Consider the following 18,874-nt stretch of genomic DNA (forward strand, 5'->3'; position numbering starts at 1 on the left):
CTCCACTTGTCTACCTGTGCTCCGGAGGGACAACGCCGAGGCTAGCGGCGGCCTCCGATTCCGTAGCGGATCATCCCCTGCGAGATCATGGGATCCGTGGGTTGCTTCTTGGCCTCCTTGTACAGGTTTTCGACTACGGAGCTCCCGAAGAATCCGCCTGCCATCGACCCGCCCACGACACCTGGCGGCCCGGCGGGGGCTCCGACAACCGCGCCCGCGATACCGCCGCCGATCGCGCCGATCGCGCCCGCGATCGCCTCATCCCACGGCTTGCCCTCCACCGCGGCCTCATAGATACCGACGCCGGTCGCCATCAGAGGCGAAACGACGGGCGTCCTTTTCGCCGCGCTCTTGATCAGGTTGGCCGTTTTGCTCGGCTCCGGCCGCGCCGGGAACGCTTTCTTGCCGTTGTCGACCGCTTTCTGCGCATCCTGGTCGAGACGGTTCACTCGCGCGCGGTCTTTGGCGGTCATGCCGCCTGGTTGACGGCGCAGGCTGCGCCGTTCGTCGGTATACGCCCTGCTGGCGGCCGCCTCGGCCCGCACCTTTTCCAGATAGGGATTCCGGATATTGACCTTCTGGCCGCCGGGTAAAGCGTGCCTCGGCGCCGTCTTCACCATATGTGTCACAGCGTCGGCGACGCCGCCCGCCGCGGCCGCCCCGACCTTGAGGGGATGGTTGGCGCTCTCACCGGCGTCCGACACGATTCTCTGCATAAGCGACTTCTCGGGCGACTTTTCATGATCCCTCTGTTTGGCCGTCGGTGGGACCGGCGCGTTCGGCCGGGTTTTCCCCGGGCCGACCGGACCCACGAACGGCTGCGTCGCCGGAGGTGGCGTCGCTTTCACAGGGGGTGGTGCGGGTTGGTCGGCTTTTGGTGGTTCATAGGGGCGGCGGGCGTTCTTTTGTTCGGGTGTGTCGGCGTGTCCGGGTGCGGCGGGGCTGTCTTCGCGGGCGTCGGCGTTGGTTGCCGACCGCCGCACTTCCGCCGCCGCCGGCGGTGGTGATGCCGTATCGGGGGCGAGCTTGACCACCTTGCCGTCGTCATTGATCAGTTCCGGCTTGGCTTCGGCGGCCGCGGCTCCCAGCAGGCCGAAGGCCACGGTGATGAAGCCGCCGGACAGCGTGTGCAGTGCCGCGCGTTTGAGTTGTTCGCCAGTACTTCGCATGTTCGTGAGCGTGCACTGCCCTGTCCAGTAAACGTACAGGTCGAGTACACGCTCGGCCCTAGTCGGCGACGGCGAGTACGACCTTCCCCGTGGTCCGGCCCGCGGCCACGAGTTCTTGCGCCTTCGCCGCCTCTTCCAGCCGGAACACGGTGTCGATGGTCGGCTTGAGCCGTCCGCTTTCGACCAGTTCCGTCAGTGCCAGCAGGCCGGTGCGGTCCGGCTCGGCGAGGGTGAACGCGGTGATGACGCCCGCGGCCGCGGCCAGTTCGGGCAGCCGCTCGTCGATGGTGCGGGTCAGCTGGATCAGCCTGCCGCCGCGGCGAAGCGTCTTGAGCGACCGCGGCCCGTACTCCAGGCCGATCGTGTCGAGGACGACGTCGACGTCGCGGACCTCCTCGGCGAAATCCGCGGTGCGGTAGTCGATGAGTTCGTCCGCGCCGAGGCCGCGCAGGAAATCGTGCTTGGCCGCGCTGGCCGTGCCGATCACGTACGCCCCGCGTGCCTTGGCGATCTGGACCGCGAGGTGACCGACCCCGCCCGCCGCCGCGTGGATCAGGACCCGTTGTCCCGGCTGGATGTCCGCCGTGTCGACGAGACTCTGCCAGACTGTGAGCCCCGCGAGCGGGACCGCGGCCGCGTGTACGTGGTCCAAAGTGGACGGTTTACGCGCGAAGTGGCGGCTCGGCGCGGCGACGTACTCGGCGTAGGCCCCGGCCTGGAACGGGAACGACGGCATGCCGAAGACCTCGTCGCCGGGGGAGAACAGGGACGCGCCCGCGCCGACCTCCTCGACCACGCCGGAAACGTCCCAGCCGAGGATGAACGGCGGGTCGCCCATCGGGCCGATCCCGCCGGTCTCGCGGGTCTTCCAGTCGACCGGGTTGACGCCGGCGGCGTGTACCCGGACCAGGATCTGGGTCGGGCCGGGGACGGGTCGCTCGACGTCGACGAGTTCGAGGACTTCGGGTCCGCCGAGGCGGTTCTGGCTGATGGCTCGCATGGGCCCATTGTTCGGCGGGCGTCGTACTTCGGCGAGGCTCGGGAGGGCCAAGCGTCGTCAGGATCGGGACAGGGGTGGCGGGTGCCGGGATGCCATGAAAGGTCCTTTCCTTGCGAAATTTGCAAGGAAAGGACCTTTCATGGCGCGCGCTCAGGCCTCCCGAAGAAGCGACAGGATCTCCGCCTGCCCGAAGTGCTCGGCCCACCCCACGGCCGACGACGAGTACAACGAATCCTCAAGGGAAGGGTCCGCTCCCGCCGCCAGCAGGGCCCGGACGGCGTCCACATGCCCGCCCTGCACGGCCAGATGCAGCGCCGTGACGCCCTCGCCGTGGGAAAGCCCGCCGAAGGTGCCCTGACGGTTCACGTCCGCGCCCAGTTCCGCGAGCGTCCCGATCACCTCGGCCTTCCCCTGGGCGGCGGCCCAGGTCAGCGCGGTCCCGCGGTAGACGTCGGCGTCCACCTTCGCGCCGCGCTCCACCAGCGTCCGCACCGCGTCGGAGCGGTCGTTCCGCGCGGCCCACGCGAGTGCCTCGTCGACGATCTCGGCGGGATCGTCACTCGGCCGCCATTCCGGGAAACCGCTGTGCGGCCGGTGGAATTCGCGATGCGCGCCCGCCGCCGGGGAGAGCGTGCCGTCCGGCGCGAGCAACGCGTCGAGCAGGTCGGCCCGGCCGAGACCGGCGGCGACGCGCAGGTTGCCGGGAGCGAGGTCGCGCGAAGCCAGCAGTTCCGCAGCCTCGCGGTGGCCCCAGAACAGCGCGACCACGAGCGGCGTCCCGCCGTCGCCGCGAGCCGGGACGCCGATCGGGGCGCCCGCGTCGAGCAGCATCGTGACCAGCAGCGGCGAGCCGACGTACCCGGCCTGGTGCAACGCCGTCCAGCCGTGCACGTTGGCCGACGCCGGATCGGCCCCGTGGTCGAGCAGGATCCGGCACAGCCGCTCGTCACGGGTCGCGGCGGCCATGCCGAGCAGGTCGTTCCCGTTCTTCCCGTGCGCGTGGACGAGGGTGGGCAGGTCGCCGACCAGGCGCGCGAGCCCGGAGAGGTCTCGCGCGTCGATCAGTTGCCGTGCCTGTTCGAAGGCGAGTTCAGCCGGTGACGTCACGCTTCCGCACGCTACCGCCCACCCCCGACAGAATCCGCCATTCCGCCAGCGGGATCTCCTCGTCCCCGGTCAGCACCTGAAGGCAGACGTGGTCCGCGCCCGCGTCCAGATGGTCCTGGATCCGCGCGGAGATCGCCTCTTCCCCCACGGCGACCAGCGCGTCGACCAGCCGATCCGAGCCGTAGTCCTCCTCGGTGAAGCCGAACCGCCGCAGATTCGCCTGATGGTGGGCCGCCAGTCCCAGGTACGCCGACACGTGCTGCCGCGCGAGTTCCCGGTCCGAACCCAGGACGACAGCCTGCTCGACGGCCAGGAAAGCCGACGGCCCCATGACCTCCCGCGCCTGCGCGGTGTGCTCGACCGGGACGAAGTACGGATGTGCCCCGTCGGCGCGTTCCGCCGCCAGGGCGAGCATCTTCGGTCCCAGCGCGGCCAGCAGCCGCCGATGCGGGGAGTCCGGTGTGGACAGTTCGGCAGCGTCCATGCCGTCGAGGTAGCCGCGCATGGCTTCCAGTGGTTTCGTGCCCCGCCGGTGCCCGCCAAGGCCGAGGATGAACCGCCCGGGATAGGCCTCGGCGAGAGTGCGTCCGGCGGCCGCGGCAGTGGCCGGTTCGCGCTGGTCGAACCGCGCGATCCCGGTGGCGACCTTCAGCCGGGAGGTCGCCGCGAGCAGCAGACCCGCCTGCGTGAAGGCCTCGCGTCCCAGGTACTCCCCGAACCACAACGTGTCGAACCCCAGCTCTTCGACCTCCGAGGCGGCGTCGCGGACTTCGCCGATTTCCTTGCCGTCGAACGAGAACGTCCAGATCCCGACGCTCACCTGGTCACCGCCGTCAAGGCAGGGGCCAGCCGTTCCAGCTGCTTAACCAGTACATCGAGTTCGTGGCCGACCGGGCTGACGAGCACGGTGTCCGCGCCGGCGTCGACGAGTTCCTTGATCCGCCGAGCGATCTTCTCCTCGTCACCCCAGGCGACCAGTCCGTCCACGAGCCGGTCGCTGACGCCGTCGATGTCCGCTTCGGTGTAACCCAGTCGCTTCCAGCCCTTGAAGTAGTGCGGGACGTCGTACCGCTTCATCAGCGCGATGTCGTTCGCGACACTCGCTCGCGCCTGCTCCCGGTCGCCGAGCAGGACCGAATGGGTCGGGACGAGCAGCTTGTCCGGTCCGAGGATCTCGCGGGAGTACGGCGTGTGCTCGAAGGGCTGGGCGAACGGATGCGCGCCGTCCGTCAGATCCCTGGCGAGTTCGAGCATCTTCGGGCCGACGGCGGCGAGGATCCGCGGGAACGGCACGGGTGCCGGGAACTCGGCCGCGGCCTCGTCCATTTTCGCGAGGTACTCACGGGTCTGTTCGAGCGGCCGGTAGTCCGAACCGGTCTTCGCCGCCTGGCTCGCGTGCCCGATCCCGACGCCGAGGACGAACCGGCCGGGGAACGCGTGCGCGAGCGTCCGCCCGCCCGCGTGGGTGGTGTAGGCGGGCCGTGACCAGATGTTGGCGATCCCGGTGCCGATCACCACCCGGTCGGTGGCCGTGAGCGCGAGGGCGCTGTGCGCGAACAGCTCCCGGTTCCCCGGCCCCTCGCCACCCCACACGGTGCGGTAGCCCAGCTCTTCCAGTCGTCGCGTCGCCCGCCGTTCCTCGTCGGGCGGTGGCTGGACCAGGCCCAGCGGCAACCAGATACCGACCGGCCCGAGCCGGTCCCGTGTCTCTTCGATCAGGTTCATTCTCGTCTCTCCAGCTAACATGAGGCAGCCTCCGGTTACGCCGCCGAATATACGGAGGCTGCCTCCGATTTGTCGAGACTAGGCTCGGGAGCGCGATGGACACCGACAAGAAGCCGATGCGGGCGGACGCCCGGCGCAACTACGAGCGCCTACTCGAAGAGGCGAGGCACGCCTTCGCCGTGCACGGGGTCGAGGCGTCGCTGGAAGAGATCGCGCGCCGGGCCGGCGTCGGCATCGGGACGCTTTACCGGCACTTCCCGACGCGGGAGGCCCTGATCGAGACGGTGCTCCGCGAAGGGTTCGACACGCAGGCCGCGGTGGCCCGTGAACTCCTGGACTCCCCGGAGCCGCTGAACGCGCTGAAGGCCTGGCTCTCCGGGATGGGCGAGCAGTCGGCGCGCTACCGCGGACTGCCCGAGCTGATGGTCGACGTCCTCAACGACGAGACGTCGCCGCTGTACGCCTCCTGTCACGCCATGCGTGATCAGGTGTCCCAGCTGGTGGAACGTGCGAAGGCCGCGGGGGAGCTTCGGGCGGACGTCACAGTGAGCGAAATCCTCGTGGTGCTGCACGCGCTTTCCTGGGCCAGCGAACACCTTTCGGGTGACAACCGCCTCGAACGGCTCCTCGACCTCGTTTTCGCCGGATTACGGGCGAGTTAACAATCCCTTGTCACCAGGTCTAAACTGCGGCGCAACCGGGCACAACGGCGTGACCGTCAACCGCTTCGAGGCACTTTTTCCCGCCGAGAAGCCAATCAACCCCGAGTCGCAGGCACAGACCAGATAGTGGGAGCCGTATCGTGACCAAGCCGAACAAGCCCGTCGTCCTCATCGCCGAGAAGCTCGCGCCTTCCGTGCTGAGTGTCTTCTCCGATGAGGTCGAGGTCCAGCATGTGGACGGCACGGACCGCCCCGCGCTGCTCGAAGCCGTGAAGACGGCGGACGCGCTGCTCGTGCGGTCCGCCACCAAGGTCGACGCCGAGGTCCTCGCCGCCACCACCTCGCTCAAGGTGGTCGCCCGCGCCGGCGTCGGACTGGACAACGTCGAGGTCCCCGCCGCCACCGAACGCGGTGTGCTGGTGGTCAACGCGCCGACGTCGAACATCGTCTCCGCCGCCGAGCACGCGGTCGCGCTGCTGCTCGCGGTCGCCCGCCGCGTCCCGGCCGCCGACCAGAGCCTCCAGGGCGGCGCGTGGAAGCGCAGCGCCTACTCCGGCGTCGAGATCCAGGGCAAGACCATCGGTGTGGTCGGCCTCGGCAAGATCGGCCAGCTGTTCGCGCAGCGGCTCGCCGCCTTCGACACCAAGCTCATCGCGTACGACCCCTACGTCTCGGCCGCCCGCGCCGCGCAGCTCGGCATCGAGCTGGTCACGCTGGACGAGCTGCTGGAGCGCGCCGACGCGATCTCCATCCACCTCCCGAAGACCCCGGAGACCAAGGGCCTGATCGGCGCCGAGGCGCTCAAGAAGGTCAAGCCGGGCGTCATCATCGTCAACGCCGCGCGCGGTGGCCTGATCGACGAGCAGGCGCTGGCGGACGCGGTCAGCTCCGGCCACGTCGGCGGCGCCGGTATCGACGTGTTCGTCACCGAGCCCACCACCGAGAGCCCGCTGTTCGGCCTGCCGAACGTCGTCGTCACGCCGCACCTGGGCGCGTCGACCGCCGAGGCGCAGGACCGTGCGGGCACCGACGTCGCGAAGTCCGTGCTGCTGGCGCTGCGCGGCGATTTCGTGCCTGACGCGGTGAACGTCGCGGGCGGCGGCACGGTCGGCGAGCACGTGCGGCCGTACCTCTCGCTCACCCAGAAGCTCGGCACCGTGCTGACCGCGCTCAACCCGAAGGCCCCGGCCTCGGTGACCGTCGTGGTCAAGGGCGAGCTGTCCACTGAGGACGTCAGCGTGCTGCCGCTCGCGGCCGAGCGCGGCGTGTTCTCCGGCGTCGTCGAGGACCAGGTCACCTTCGTGAACGCGCCGCGGGTGGCGGAGGAACTGGGTGTCCAGGTCGAACTGGTCATCGAGCCCGAAAGCCCCAAGTTCCGCAGCCTGGTCACCGTCCGCGCGGTCTACGCCGACGGCGCGACCCTTTCGGTGTCCGGTTCGGTCACCGGCAAGGACGAGGTCGAGAAGCTGGTCGAGGTCAACGGCCGTCACTTCGACCTGCGCGCCGAGGGCAACGTGCTGCTGCTCGAGTACCCGGACCGTCCGGGCATCATGGGCCGCGTCGGCACGCTGCTCGGCGAAGCGGGCATCAACATCGAGGCCGCGCAGATCAGCCAGACCACCGACGGCGCGGACGCGGTGATGCTGCTGCGCGTGGACCGCTCGGTGGACTCCCACCTGCTGGAGCCGATCGGCGCCACCGTGGGCGCGCACACCATCCGCGCGGTCAACTTCGGCTGACCCGCAAGCCCTGAAAAGCGCGTGAAGGCCCCCTTCCCTCTGCTCAGCCGAGGGAAGGGGGCCTTCACGCGCTTCCTCGCGATTAGTCGACCAACTGCGGTCGTTGTAGGTGCAGGGTTCGCGAACGCGAGCAAGATTCAATAACGGTGAAAAATGCCTACTGAAGTCGGGCGGATGGGCCGATAGGTTTTTGCGGCGAGGCCGAACCATCGCGTCGTCAAGGGCACGGCGCGGCGCCGGGGCTCACCGTCGGGGGTGTGTTCGAGCGGCAGGCAGGTTCCGAGTCAAGGCCTCGAGTGAGGGCACATACTCATGAACAGATCCCGCGTTCCCCGATGGGCCATCCGCTCATCGGCCGCGGTCTTCGCCGCACTGCTCGCGACATCCGTGACCGGGGCCACCGCCTCCGCGCAGGATGTCCCCCTCGCGGACGGTGTCAAGCCGGCGAAGATCGACCGTAACGGATTCCAGGGCAAGGTCGAACCGAAGCTCAAGGCCGCTCAGGGCCAGATCACCGCCTTCGTCGAACTGGCCAAGCAGCCCGCCGTCGACGCCTTCAACGCCGAGCAGAACAAGGGCGCCGGCAAGGAGAAGGCCAAGCAGGCCGCGAAGGTCGCCAAGGCCGACGCCGCCGCCACGGTGAACTCGGTCGTCGGCCAGCTCAAGGCCGCCGACGCCGGCACCCAGCTGGTCACCCAGACCTCGAACGCGGTCGCGGGCGCGGTCGTCACGGCCGACGCGGCGAAGATCCGCGAGCTGGCGAAGCGCCCGGACGTCGTCTCGGTCAAGAAGGTGGTGCCGAAGACCCGCACCAACTCCAGCGCGGTCCAGCTGACCAACACGCTCGCCTCGTGGCAGCAGACCGGCCGCTACGGCGACGGCATCCGCGTCGGCGTGATCGACGACGGCATCGACTACACCCACGCCGACTTCGGCGGTCCGGGCACCGCCGAGGCGTACAAGGCGATCAACCGCGACCAGGCCACCCCGGCGTTCCCGACCGACAAGGTCGTCGGCGGCGTGGACCTCGTCGGCGACGCCTACGACTCGGGCAGCGACGACCCGGCCCTCAAGGTCCCGAAGCCGGACCCCAACCCGCTCGCCTGCGGCCACCACGGCACGCACGTCGCGGGCACGGTCGCCGGATTCGGTGTCGACGAAGCGGGCAAGACCTTCACGGGCGACTACAAGAAGCTCAACAAGAAGAAGCTCGAAGCGATGCAGATCGGCCCGGGCACCGCGCCCAAGGCCCTGCTGTACGCGATCAAGGTCTTCGGCTGCGACGGCTCGACCAACGTCACCTCGCAGGCGCTGGACTGGTCGCTCGACCCGGACGGTGACGGCGACTTCACCGACCACCTCGACGTGGTCAACCTGTCGCTGGGCGGCGACTTCGCCACCCCGGACGACCCGGACTCGCTGTTCGTGCGCAAGATCGCCGCGAACAACGTCGTCCCGGTGTTCTCCGCGGGCAACGGCGGCGACCTCAACGACGTCGGTGGCGCGCCGGGCAACACGCCCGAGGCGCTGACCGTCGCCAGCAGCCGTGACGCGTCCGTCCTGCGCGACGCCGTCGAAGCTGTCGCGCCCGACGGCGTCAAGGGCCCGAAGACCGGGCAGTTCAGCCAGAACTACGCGTCCTACGAGACGCTCGACGTCACCGCGCCGGTGGTCACCCTCTCCGCCGAGAACGCCGCCGGCTGCAAGCCGTACTCCGCGGCGGACAAGGCGAAGGCCGCGGGCAAGATCGTCCTGCTCGAATGGGACGACAACGACGCGACCCGCGCCTGCGGTTCGGGCGCTCGCTCGAACAACGCGCAGGCGGCCGGTGCCAAGGGCGCGCTGTTCACCTCGACGCTGGAGCACTTCTCGGCCGGGATCGCCGGTAACGCGGCCCTGCCGACCTTCCAGTTCACCGGCAGCGCGACCGCTTCGATCCGCCCGGCGGCCACCGCCGGCACGCTGCAGATCCGTATGACCGGCAAGGGCCGCGTGTCCGTGCCGACCTTCGATCAGTCCATTGTGGACACCCCGAGCTCGTTCACCTCGCGTGGCGGGCGTGGCCCGGCCGTCAAGCCGGACGTCGCGGCGCCCGGTGACTCGATCTCGTCGGCGCTGGCAGGCAGCGGAGCGGGCCGTCTGGTCATCTCCGGGACGTCGATGGCGGCTCCGCACACCTCGGGTATCACCGCCCTGATCCGTCAGGCGCACCCGGACTGGTCGGTCGAGGAGGTCAAGGCCTCGGTCATCAACACCGCCGGGCACGACATCCACGACGCTTCGGGCCGGGTCTACGGTCCGCAGCGCGTCGGCAGCGGCCGGATCGACGCGAAGGCCGCGCTGGACAACCAGGTCCTGGCCTACGTCGTCGACAACCCCGGTTTCGTCACGGTCAACTTCGGCACCGTCGAAGCGGGCGGCCCGGTCACCCTGACCAAGACGGTCAAGGTGGTCAACAAGGGCATCAAGCCAGTCGAGTACTCGGTTGGCTACGAAGCCGTGAACTCGCTCCCCGGTGTCGAGTACACAGTGGACAAGCCGACCGTGAAGCTGAGCCCGCGCGGTGTCGCGCTGGTGAAGGTGACCCTGAAGATCGCCGACCCCAAGGCGCTCCGCAAGGTCATGGACCCGACCATGGTGGCGACCCAGGTCGGCCTCGCCCGGCAGTTCGTGGCGGACGCCTCCGGCCGGATCGCGTTCACCCCGAAGAGCGGCACGACCGTTCCGCTGCGGCTCTCGGTGTACTCCGCGCCCAAGCCCGTCTCGTCCATCAACACCCCGGGCAACGTCAACTTCGGCGCGGGCCAGGACCAGGCCGTGCTGAACCTGACCGGCAAGGGCGTGGACCAGGGCACCGGCCCGCAGCGGTACCGCTCGCTGATCAGCGTGCTCGAACTGCAGGCGGAATCCCCGCAGCTGCCCGAGTGCGACGGCGACGTCACCACCGACTGCACGCTGAACCAGACCGCCAAGGGCGGCGACCTGCGTTACGTCGGCGCGGCGTCGACGGCTCCGCTGGCCAAGGCACAGGGCACGCCGGAGAACGCGCTGCTGGCCTTCGGTCTCACCACCTGGAGCGACCTGGCGAACATGGGCAGCAACACCTCGCCGTTCGTGGACATCGACACCACGGGCGACGGGCAGCCGGACTTCGAGACCTATGTGACCAAGGTGACGTCCACCGACGTCCTCGTGGCGGTCACCGTGGCGCTCAAGCCGGGCTTCCCGCAGGTGGACATCCAGCCGGTCAACGGCCAGCTCGGCGACGTCGACACGAACGTGTACGACACCAACGTCGTCGTGCTGCCGGTGAGCATCGCGGCACTGGGCATCGACCCGAACGCCGCGTCGCACAAGATCAGCTACACCGTCGGGACCTCCGGGTTCTACGCGGCGCCGGGTGCGGGTTCGTCGACGATCGACTACGTCGGCACGCCGCTTTCGTTCGACGCCTTGGCTCCCGCGTACTCGGTCCAGGGCGGCGGCGACTCCGCGCTGGGCTACGTCGCGAAGCCGGGCACCGCGCTGGTGGTCAACCGCAACACGGCCGCGCAGGACACCGTCCTGGGCCTGCTGGCGATCGAGCACCACAACGCCTCGGGCAACCGGGCGAACGTGGTGAAGATCCAGGCGAACGCCGGTGGCGGCAACGCGGGTGTCGACCGGCCGGGCAACGGCGGCAGGCACACCGGACGTCAGCCGATCGGGGTCGGCTGATCCACGGTGCGGTAATCCGCGTTCGATGAGGTGAGGGACGCCCTGGCGGCAGGCTTTCCGCCAGGGCGTCCCTTCTTGTTTTCACCCTTTCGGCTGTCTCGCTCTGTGGGAGGTTCCGGCATAAGGGTGGTGCGGCTACGGCTACCGGGCTACAGCCGGTAACCTTCCGCTGCTGGCGTTTTCTTGCGGATGGGCCATCCGGACTGCCGGTGGCCTGGTCTACGGAGGTGTGTGGATGCGGCTCGCGGTGATCCCAGGAGACGGGATCGGGCCCGAAGTGGTCTCCGAGGCGCTCAAGGTGCTCGGTGAGGTCGTCCCGGCGGCGGAGATCACGAACTACGACCTCGGCGCCGCCCGGTGGCACTCCACCGGCGAGCTGCTCCCGGAGTCCGTACTCGGTGAACTCCGGCAGCACGACGCGATCCTGCTGGGCGCGGTGGGCGACCCGACGGTGCCGAGCGGCATTCTGGAGCGTGGGCTGCTGCTGCGGCTCCGGTTCGAGCTCGACCACCATGTGAACCTCCGCCCCGCGCGGTTGTACCCGGGCGTGCGCGGCCCGCTCGCCGACTCGGGCGAGATCGACATGGTCGTCGTGCGGGAAGGCACCGAAGGCCCGTACGCGGGCAACGGTGGCTTGCTGCGCAAGGACACCGAGCACGAGATCGCGACGGAGGTCAGCGTCAACACGGCGTTCGGCGTCCGGCGCGTCGTGACCGACGCGTTCAACCGGGCCGAGGCCCGGCCGCGTAAGCACCTGACGCTGCTGCACAAGACGAACGTGCTGGAGTACGCGGGTTCGCTGTGGTCGCGGATCGTCGAAGAGGTCTCGCTGGAGCACCCGGAGGTGACGGTCGCCTACTCCCATGTGGACGCCGCGACCATCCACCTGGTGACCGATCCGTCCCGGTTCGACGTCGTGGTGACGGACAACCTGTTCGGCGACATCATCACCGACCTCGCGGCGGCGGTGACCGGCGGCATCGGGCTCGCGGCGAGCGGGAACCTCGACATCACGCGGCGGAACCCGAGCATGTTCGAGCCGGTGCACGGCAGCGCCCCGGACATCGCGGGGCAGGGTCTCGCCGACCCGACCGCCGCGGTGCTTTCGGTCGCGTTGCTGCTGGACCACTTGGGACAGAAGGAAGCGGCACGGCGGATCGAGGCCTCGGTGGCCTTCGACCTCGCCACCCGCGACCAGGCGTCGCCCGGTGCGACGCACGCGATCGGTGACCGGCTGGCGGCGCTCGTGTCGTCGAACGTGCGCACGGTCACGCAGTAGTTCTCCAGCGCGAATTCCCTAGCGCGCCATGAAAGGTCCTTTCCTTGCAAATTTCGCAAGGAAAGGACCTTTCATGGCGTTCGGGGCCCCTGCGACGTCTCAGGGGATGGGATAGGAGGCCCGGCTTGTGGACGCCCGGCGGAGCATGTGCCATGATGCGTTCGTGACCTCCTGCACCATCATTATCGCCGAGCGCGCCGGATAACCGCTCCACAAGAGCCCCCGGCGCGCAACCTCTCGCACCCATGCGGGAGGTTTTTTTGTGCCCGAACCAGCTTTGCCGCCACCATGAGGAGTTCCCCGTGACTCGCACGGAGCCCGCCGACACCCCGCTCGGCGACGCATTCCACCTCTACGACACGACGTTGCGCGACGGCGCGCAGCGTGAGGGGATCTCCTACTCCGTCACGGACAAACTGGCGGTGGCGAGGCTGCTCGACGACCTCGGGGTCGGGTTCATCGAAGGCGGATGGCCGGGCGCGCTGCCCAAGGACACGGAATTCTTCGCCCGCGTCGCTTCCGGTGAGGTCAAACTCCGGCACGCCGCGCTCGTGGCCTTCGGGGCGACGCGGAAGGCGGGCACGAAAGCGGAGCAGGACACGCAGGTGAGGGCCCTGCTCGACTCCCAGGCACCGGTGATCACGCTGGTGGCCAAATCGGACCTTCGTCATATCGAGCGCGCGCTGCGGGTCGATGTCGACGAAGCCTGCGCGATGGTGCGGGACACCGTCGCGTTCCTCGTCGGCGAAGGACGCCGCGTCTTCCTTGACGCGGAACACTTTTTCGACGGCTACGCGTTCTCCCCGGACACCGCTTTGAAGGTGCTCGACGCGGGGGTGAATGCCGGTGCCGACGTCGCCGTGCTGTGTGACACCAACGGCGGCCAGTTGCCGCTCGGCCTCGCGGAAACCGTCCGCGAGGTCAAGGAAAGGACGGGATTCCGGCTCGGAATCCATTGTCAGGACGACACTTCCTGCGCGGTGGCGAACTCCGTCGCCGCCGTGCAGGCCGGCGTGACGCACGTCCAGTGCACCGCCAATGGTTACGGCGAACGGGCTGGTAACGCCGATCTGTTCGCCGTGACGGGAAATCTGGTGACCAAGCTCGGAATGGAGGTGCTCCCGACCGGAGGCGCCGCCGAGCTCACCCGGGTCTCCCATGCTCTTGCCGAAATCGCGAACATCGCCCCCTACACCCACCAGGCTTACGTAGGGGCGTCGGCCTTCGCCCACAAGGCGGGACTGCACGCGAGCGCGATCAAGGTGGATCCGTTGCTGTACAACCACATCGATCCAGCTTCGGTCGGCAATGACATGCGGGTACTGGTCACCGAGATGGCCGGCAGGGCCAGCCTGGAGCTCAAGGGACGTGAGCTCGGGGTCGACCTTGCCGGCCAGCCCGAAGCGCTGACAAGCGCGGTACGCAAGGTGAAGCAACTCGAATCCGAGGGCTGGTCCTTCGAAGCCGCGGACGCTTCACTGGAACTGTTGCTGCGGCGGGAGGCCGACGGCCCGCAAAGCGACGTCCTCGACGAACCGCCGTTCGAACTCGAGTCGTACCGGGTCGTACTGGACCACCGCTCCGACGGCGAGGTCGTCTCGGAGGCGACGGTGAAGGTACACGTCGCCGGGCAGCGCGTGATCGCCACCGCCGAAGGCAACGGCCCCGTGCACGCGCTCGACGCCGCCCTGCGCGAGGCACTCAGCCCGCACCTGTCCTGGTTGGACAGTGTCGAGCTGGCCGATTACAAGGTGCGGATCCTGCCAGGGCATCCGGGCACCGACGCCGTCACGCGCGTGCTCGTCGAGACCAGCGACGGTGAACGGGAATGGACCACGGTCGGTGTGCACGGCAACATCGTCGAGGCGAGCTGGCTCGCGCTGTGCGACGCGCTCGTGCACAAGTCCCTCAGTGAGGCACCCGCGCACAGGTCGTAGAGTGGGGGAGTGCGCCTAGCCCGAATTGCTCATCCCGGTGGTGTCGCGTTCGCTTCGATCGAAGGGGACGGCGACGACGCCCAGGTACTGGAAATCGCCGAGCACCCCTTCGGCAACCCCAACTTCACCGGCAAGCGGTGGCCGCTCGCCGACGTCCGGCTGCTCGCGCCGATCCTTCCGTCGAAGGTGATCGCGGTCGGCCGCAACTACGCCAAGCACGCCGCCGAGTTCGGCAACGAGGTCCCGGCGGACCCGATGCTGTTCATCAAGCCGTCGACCACGGTGATCGGCCCGCACGCGCCCATCCGCCGTCCCGACGGCATCGGCCGCGTCGACTTCGAGGGTGAACTGGCGATCGTCATCGGCCAGCCGGTGAAGAACGTGCCCGCCGCCCGCGCGGCGAGCGTGATCCTCGGCTACACCGTCGCGAACGACGTCAGCGCGCGTGACCTGCAGAAGGCCGACGGCCAGTGGGGCCGGGCGAAGGGTTTCGACACCTTCTGCCCGCTCGGGCCGTGGATCGAGACCTCGATCGACGCCGCCGACCTCGCGCTCCGGTCCGAGGTCGACGGTGTGCTGAAGCAGGACGGCCGTACGTCGGACCTGGTGCACAAGATCCCCGAGCTGGTCGAGTTCGTGTCCGGCGTGATGACGCTGCTGCCCGGCGACGTCATCCTGACCGGGACCCCCGAGGGCGTCGGCCCGATCGAGGACGGCCAGTCGGTTTCGATCACCATCGACGGTATCGGCACCCTGACGAACCCGGTGCAGGCCGTCTGACCTCACGTGCCATGAAAGGTCCTTTCCTTGCAAATTTCGCAAGGAAAGGACCTTTCATGGCGTTCGGGGCACTCAGCTCCCGGCCGGCTCCATCGCCCGCCGCGCGAAGGACGGGGCGTGCTCGGGCCGCAGGCCGAGGCCCAGCAGCCGGGCGGGGAAGTAGGACAGCGCCGGGAAGCGGCGGAACAGCTTCACCATCGGCGCGGGCGGGCCGTTGCGCCTGCCCTCCATGACCGGCCGCATGACGTTCTTGTGCAGCATCCGTTGCAGCCCCTGCACCAGCATCGTCGGCGCGAGACGGCGCCTGCGCACCTTCGCCAGGTCGGCCACCGACGGCCTGCCCCGGCGCAGTGGTTCGGCGAGCAGGGTGGCGGCCGCGACCGCGTCCTGCACCGCGAGGTTGATGCCGACCCCGCCGACCGGTGACATCGCGTGTGCCGCGTCACCGATGCACAGCAGCCCGTCGAGATGCCATTTGCGCAGCAGGTTCAGCTTGACGTCGAGGAATTTGATGTCGTCGGTCGTCTTCAGTTCGTCCACGCGATCGGCGAATTCGGGGCAGACGTCGGCCACGTTCTCCCGGAACCATTCGATGCCCTTGGTCCGCAGGTCCTCGCCCTTGGGGCCGAGGTAGGCGACCTGGAAGTAGCCCTTCCTCGGCAGCGGCACGGCGAACCGGCGATTCCGCATCCTCGGGGTCAGCCCGCCCTCCATTTCGTCCTCTCGCCGCGAGATCCGGAACCACCACGCGTCGAAGGGGGTGTTGTACTCCTTCGGCACCAGGCCGGCCTCCCGCCGGGCCAGCGACCAGCGGCCGTCGGCGGCGATCACCAGGTCGGCGCGTAGTTCGCCGGTCTTCCCTTCGACGTCGCGGTAGCGGACGCCGGTCACCCGGCCCTGTTCCCGGATCAGCCCGGTCATCTCGGTGCTCTGCCGCAGCGTGAACGTGGATTCCTTCGCCCCCGCGTCGGCGAGCAGGTCCAGGAAGTCCCACTGCGGGACCATCGCGACGAAGGGATGCGCCACCTTCAGCCGGGTCAGGTCGGCCAGCCGCATCATCGTGCCGTCTTCGGCCGGGAAGCCGGCATAGGTGATCTGGCTGTGCGGCAGGCTGAGGAATTTCTCGCCGAGCCCCAGCTCGTCGAGCAGCGTCAACGTCGACGGGTGCACGGTGTCGCCGCGGAAGTCCCGCAGGAAGTCCTTGTGCTTCTCCAGCACCGTGACCTCGACCCCGGCCCTGGCCAGCAGCAACCCGGCGACCATCCCCGCGGGGCCACCGCCGACGACCACGCAGCTCGTGTGTTCGTGCATTCGTCCCACCCCTTCGAACCCTTATTCATCACTTGTTGAATAAGCTCAGCATGCACCTGCCCGGCCGTCGCGTCAAGCGCCATCCGGACGGATCCGCCGATGAGGGCACCGCTCGGCCGCGGCGACCTGTGAACGACCCGGGATGACTGTCCAAACAGGACTTCGGTTGCGCCGGAACGGTCCCGGAAGGACAGTCGAAAGGAAGGGACAGGTCGGCGCGCCCTTGTGGACGGTCCGGGTTTCAAGTCCTGTAAGGCTTTCGCCGCCGGTCACGGGGCGTGTGACACGGCGAACCGGAAGTGTCGCCGAACGGTGACCTTTCACCCGGTCGCCCGTCGTTCGGCGTTGCCTGGTAACTAAAACAGGTCATCTCGCCAACTGGGAGTAGAGTGCCCGCGCCGGAACAGACCAGCCTTAATCACCTCATCGGCAGAGTCGCGATCGCGCTGAGTGCCCTAGCCTCACTTGGTGGATTTCGCTCTCGTGCCCCGGACCCCGTCACGAACCACGCCGACCGTTGCGGACGAGGCCCCTTGGGAGCCCCCGGAGTTGCGGCTGGTGTGTCTCGACATCGACGACACCTTGATCGACTGCACGGCGGCGATCCGGCTCAGCCTGCGCGCGCTCACCGGCCAAAACGACCTTTGGCCACTGTGGGATCTCATCACCGAAGAGCATGTCGCGCTGGTGGTCGCGGGCGAAATCGACTACGCGACCATGCATCACAAGCGTACTGAATGCTTCCTCGCGGAGATCGGCATTTTGGCCGACGAAGACCAGGTCGCCGGCTTCGAAAGACGTCGTCGTGAAATCCTCACCCGTTCGTGGCAATTGTTCGAAGATGTCCTCCCATGCCTGGAATGGCTGCGGGCCGCCGGTGTCCTGGTGGCGGCCGTCACGAACGCCTCGGGCATACATCAGCGCAAGAAGATCGCCGATCTCGGCCTCGCCCGGTTCTTCGACCACGTGGCGATCGCCGGTGAACTCGGAGTAGCCAAACCGGACCCGGCGATGTTCCACTCGGTCTGTCTCGGCCTCGGCTGCGAGCCGGCGCAAGCCGTCCACGTCGGGGACAAGCTCGACACCGACGCCATCGGCGCACGCGACGCCGGCCTGGGCGCCGTCTGGCTCGACCGGGACGGCATCGCCGAGCGCGCCCCGGCGGGTGTGCACACCATCTCCGGCCTTGACGAGCTGCCTGAGCTGCTCGTTTCCGAGTTCGCGAAGCTCGGCGTCCCTGCTCAGCGCGCTACGGAGACCCCCGCTTTCACGGTGCGGAACAGCGTGCTCTAGTATTCTTTCTCGTGCGGCACCGAGCCGGTCAAGATCGGAACGGTACCTCACTGGGGTATGGTGTAATTGGCAGCACGACTGGTTCTGGTCCAGTTAGTCTAGGTTCGAGTCCTGGTACCCCAGCTGGAGAACTCTCCGGAGTGAAACACAGAGTGACCCCCCTGCGAAGGCGGGAAACCCGGTCTGGTAAGTTTCTCCGCAGCAACACAGCAGGTGAACAACTGAAAATCTCCTCTAGCAGGAGAAAGATCCTAGCCCCCGTCGTCTAGCGGCCTAGGACGCCGGCCTCTCACGCCGGTAGCGTGGGTTCGAATCCCATCGGGGGTACGCGCAGCTTCCACCCAAGAAGTCCCGACCGTAGCGGTCGGGACTTCTTGCATTTCGGTGGAGGTCATCGCGTCGTTGATCCTTTCTGCGGCGACGGCTGTCCCCGGTACCTGATCGACCGGTAGCTTTATGGTAATCGTCACTTGGTCACCTGCGCCATGGACCTTCACGGTGAGCTGGGTGATTTCGAAGAGTTGGCGAAGCAGCGCCTGAGGCGCTCTGGCCAGATTGAGCTGGAGATGCGGGAGCCCTTCAAGGCGGTTCAGGTCTGATGAGGTGGGCTTCGCCGGCTGGACTTTGTCCTCGGCGTCGAGATGAGCGAGCGAGGCCAGTGCCGCGGACTTGTCTTCCTCGAGCTTGTTGTAGTTCTGTCGAAGCGCCTTGGCGAACGGATCATCCGGCGCGCCGTCCTGCGCCTGCCGCAGAACCGAGTCCTGCCGACGAGCCACATCTGCCAGTTGGCGTTGAAGGCGTTCACGTTCTGCTCGACGCTCCTGAGCTGCGCTGTCGTCCACAGTGGCCAGATCGGCTTCGATGATGCCTCTCCTGGCTGGACTGAAGAGTCGGTCGGCGTAGAAAGCTGAAACGGCTGCGAGCAGTTCGTCCTCGCGGAGCCGGATGGCTGCCGGCAATCCGGCGTGGGGTCCGGAGTCACCGCGGTTGTTCTTGCCCGGCCAGCACAGGTAGTAGAAGAGCCTGTTGTGTTTTGTGTCACCGGCCATGCGTCGTCCGCAGCTATGGAAGACCATTCCGCGAAAGAGGTAGGTGCGCTCTGCCTTGGGGTTGGCGTTCGGCTGGGCGTCCGCGCGCGACCCTCGCCGAGCTTCG

At 68.3% G+C, this 18,874-nt stretch carries 14 protein-coding genes and 2 tRNA genes; 10 read left to right on the forward strand and 6 right to left on the reverse strand.

What is annotated here, in order from left to right; translation table 11 throughout:
• Positions 1 to 41 precede the first annotated feature (41 nt).
• From SD37_RS09135 to SD37_RS09155, 5 genes are all read right to left on the reverse strand, one after another.
• Positions 42 to 1,169: a hypothetical protein gene (locus SD37_RS09135; protein ID WP_044852681.1), complete on the reverse strand. Its 1,128-nt coding sequence runs from the start codon at positions 1,167 to 1,169 to the stop codon at positions 42 to 44.
• A 58-nt stretch (positions 1,170 to 1,227) separates the two neighbouring features.
• Positions 1,228 to 2,169: an NADP-dependent oxidoreductase gene (locus SD37_RS09140; RefSeq protein ID WP_044852682.1), complete on the reverse strand. Its 942-nt coding sequence runs from the start codon at positions 2,167 to 2,169 to the stop codon at positions 1,228 to 1,230.
• Between the two features lie 150 nt (positions 2,170 to 2,319).
• Positions 2,320 to 3,276 carry an ankyrin repeat domain-containing protein gene (locus SD37_RS09145; RefSeq protein WP_044852683.1) on the reverse strand — a complete coding sequence of 319 codons (957 nt, stop codon included), beginning with the start codon at positions 3,274 to 3,276 and terminating at the stop codon, positions 2,320 to 2,322.
• Positions 3,260 to 4,096 (reverse strand): TIGR03620 family F420-dependent LLM class oxidoreductase, encoded by an 837-nt coding sequence (locus SD37_RS09150; protein ID WP_044852684.1) that lies wholly within the window; start codon positions 4,094 to 4,096, stop codon positions 3,260 to 3,262. The genes SD37_RS09145 and SD37_RS09150 overlap by 17 nt, the downstream gene beginning before the upstream one ends.
• On the reverse strand, positions 4,093 to 5,001 hold the full coding sequence (locus SD37_RS09155; protein ID WP_044852685.1) for a TIGR03620 family F420-dependent LLM class oxidoreductase: 909 nt from the start codon (positions 4,999 to 5,001) through the stop codon (positions 4,093 to 4,095). The genes SD37_RS09150 and SD37_RS09155 overlap by 4 nt, the downstream gene beginning before the upstream one ends.
• 95 nt (positions 5,002 to 5,096) lie before the next feature.
• Between SD37_RS09155 and SD37_RS09160 the strand changes: the two genes are divergently transcribed.
• The 6 genes from SD37_RS09160 to SD37_RS09185 all read left to right on the forward strand — a co-directional run bounded on the left by SD37_RS09160 (position 5,097) and on the right by SD37_RS09185 (position 15,115).
• Positions 5,097 to 5,663 carry a TetR/AcrR family transcriptional regulator gene (locus SD37_RS09160; protein ID WP_044852686.1) on the forward strand — a complete coding sequence of 189 codons (567 nt, stop codon included), beginning with the start codon at positions 5,097 to 5,099 and terminating at the stop codon, positions 5,661 to 5,663.
• A 140-nt stretch (positions 5,664 to 5,803) separates the two neighbouring features.
• Complete coding sequence (gene serA / locus SD37_RS09165; RefSeq protein ID WP_044852687.1) at positions 5,804 to 7,402, forward strand: phosphoglycerate dehydrogenase; 1,599 nt, start codon at positions 5,804 to 5,806, stop codon at positions 7,400 to 7,402.
• A gap of 312 nt (positions 7,403 to 7,714) precedes the next feature.
• Complete coding sequence (locus tag SD37_RS09170; protein ID WP_044852688.1) at positions 7,715 to 11,119, forward strand: S8 family serine peptidase; 3,405 nt, start codon at positions 7,715 to 7,717, stop codon at positions 11,117 to 11,119.
• Between the two features lie 235 nt (positions 11,120 to 11,354).
• Complete coding sequence (locus SD37_RS09175; RefSeq protein ID WP_037304890.1) at positions 11,355 to 12,398, forward strand: 3-isopropylmalate dehydrogenase; 1,044 nt, start codon at positions 11,355 to 11,357, stop codon at positions 12,396 to 12,398.
• Between the two features lie 302 nt (positions 12,399 to 12,700).
• Positions 12,701 to 14,335: a citramalate synthase gene (cimA, locus tag SD37_RS09180; protein ID WP_044852689.1), complete on the forward strand. Its 1,635-nt coding sequence runs from the start codon at positions 12,701 to 12,703 to the stop codon at positions 14,333 to 14,335.
• Positions 14,336 to 14,344: 9 nt separating this feature from the next.
• Entirely contained in the window at positions 14,345 to 15,115 is a 771-nt protein-coding gene (locus SD37_RS09185; RefSeq protein WP_037304895.1) for a fumarylacetoacetate hydrolase family protein, read from the forward strand.
• A gap of 72 nt (positions 15,116 to 15,187) precedes the next feature.
• On the opposite strand, the gene SD37_RS09190 is transcribed toward SD37_RS09185, so the two are convergent.
• Positions 15,188 to 16,426, reverse strand: a complete 1,239-nt coding sequence (locus SD37_RS09190) for an FAD-dependent oxidoreductase (RefSeq protein ID WP_044852690.1) — start codon at positions 16,424 to 16,426, stop codon at positions 15,188 to 15,190.
• 558 nt (positions 16,427 to 16,984) lie between these two features.
• On the opposite strand from SD37_RS09190, the gene SD37_RS09195 reads away from it, so the two are divergent.
• The 4 genes from SD37_RS09195 to SD37_RS43615 all read left to right on the forward strand — a co-directional run bounded on the left by SD37_RS09195 (position 16,985) and on the right by SD37_RS43615 (position 18,630).
• Positions 16,985 to 17,719, forward strand: a complete 735-nt coding sequence (locus SD37_RS09195) for an HAD family hydrolase (protein WP_044852840.1) — start codon at positions 16,985 to 16,987, stop codon at positions 17,717 to 17,719.
• Between the two features lie 51 nt (positions 17,720 to 17,770).
• Positions 17,771 to 17,842 (forward strand) — tRNA-Gln (locus tag SD37_RS09200).
• A gap of 131 nt (positions 17,843 to 17,973) precedes the next feature.
• A tRNA-Glu gene (locus tag SD37_RS09205) sits at positions 17,974 to 18,046 on the forward strand.
• Between the two features lie 314 nt (positions 18,047 to 18,360).
• Complete coding sequence (locus SD37_RS43615) at positions 18,361 to 18,630, forward strand: hypothetical protein (RefSeq protein ID WP_044852691.1); 270 nt, start codon at positions 18,361 to 18,363, stop codon at positions 18,628 to 18,630.
• Positions 18,631 to 18,874 lie beyond the last annotated feature (244 nt).

The sequence above is a fragment of the Amycolatopsis orientalis genome, assembly GCF_000943515.2.
Lineage (GTDB): Bacteria > Actinomycetota > Actinomycetes > Mycobacteriales > Pseudonocardiaceae > Amycolatopsis > Amycolatopsis orientalis.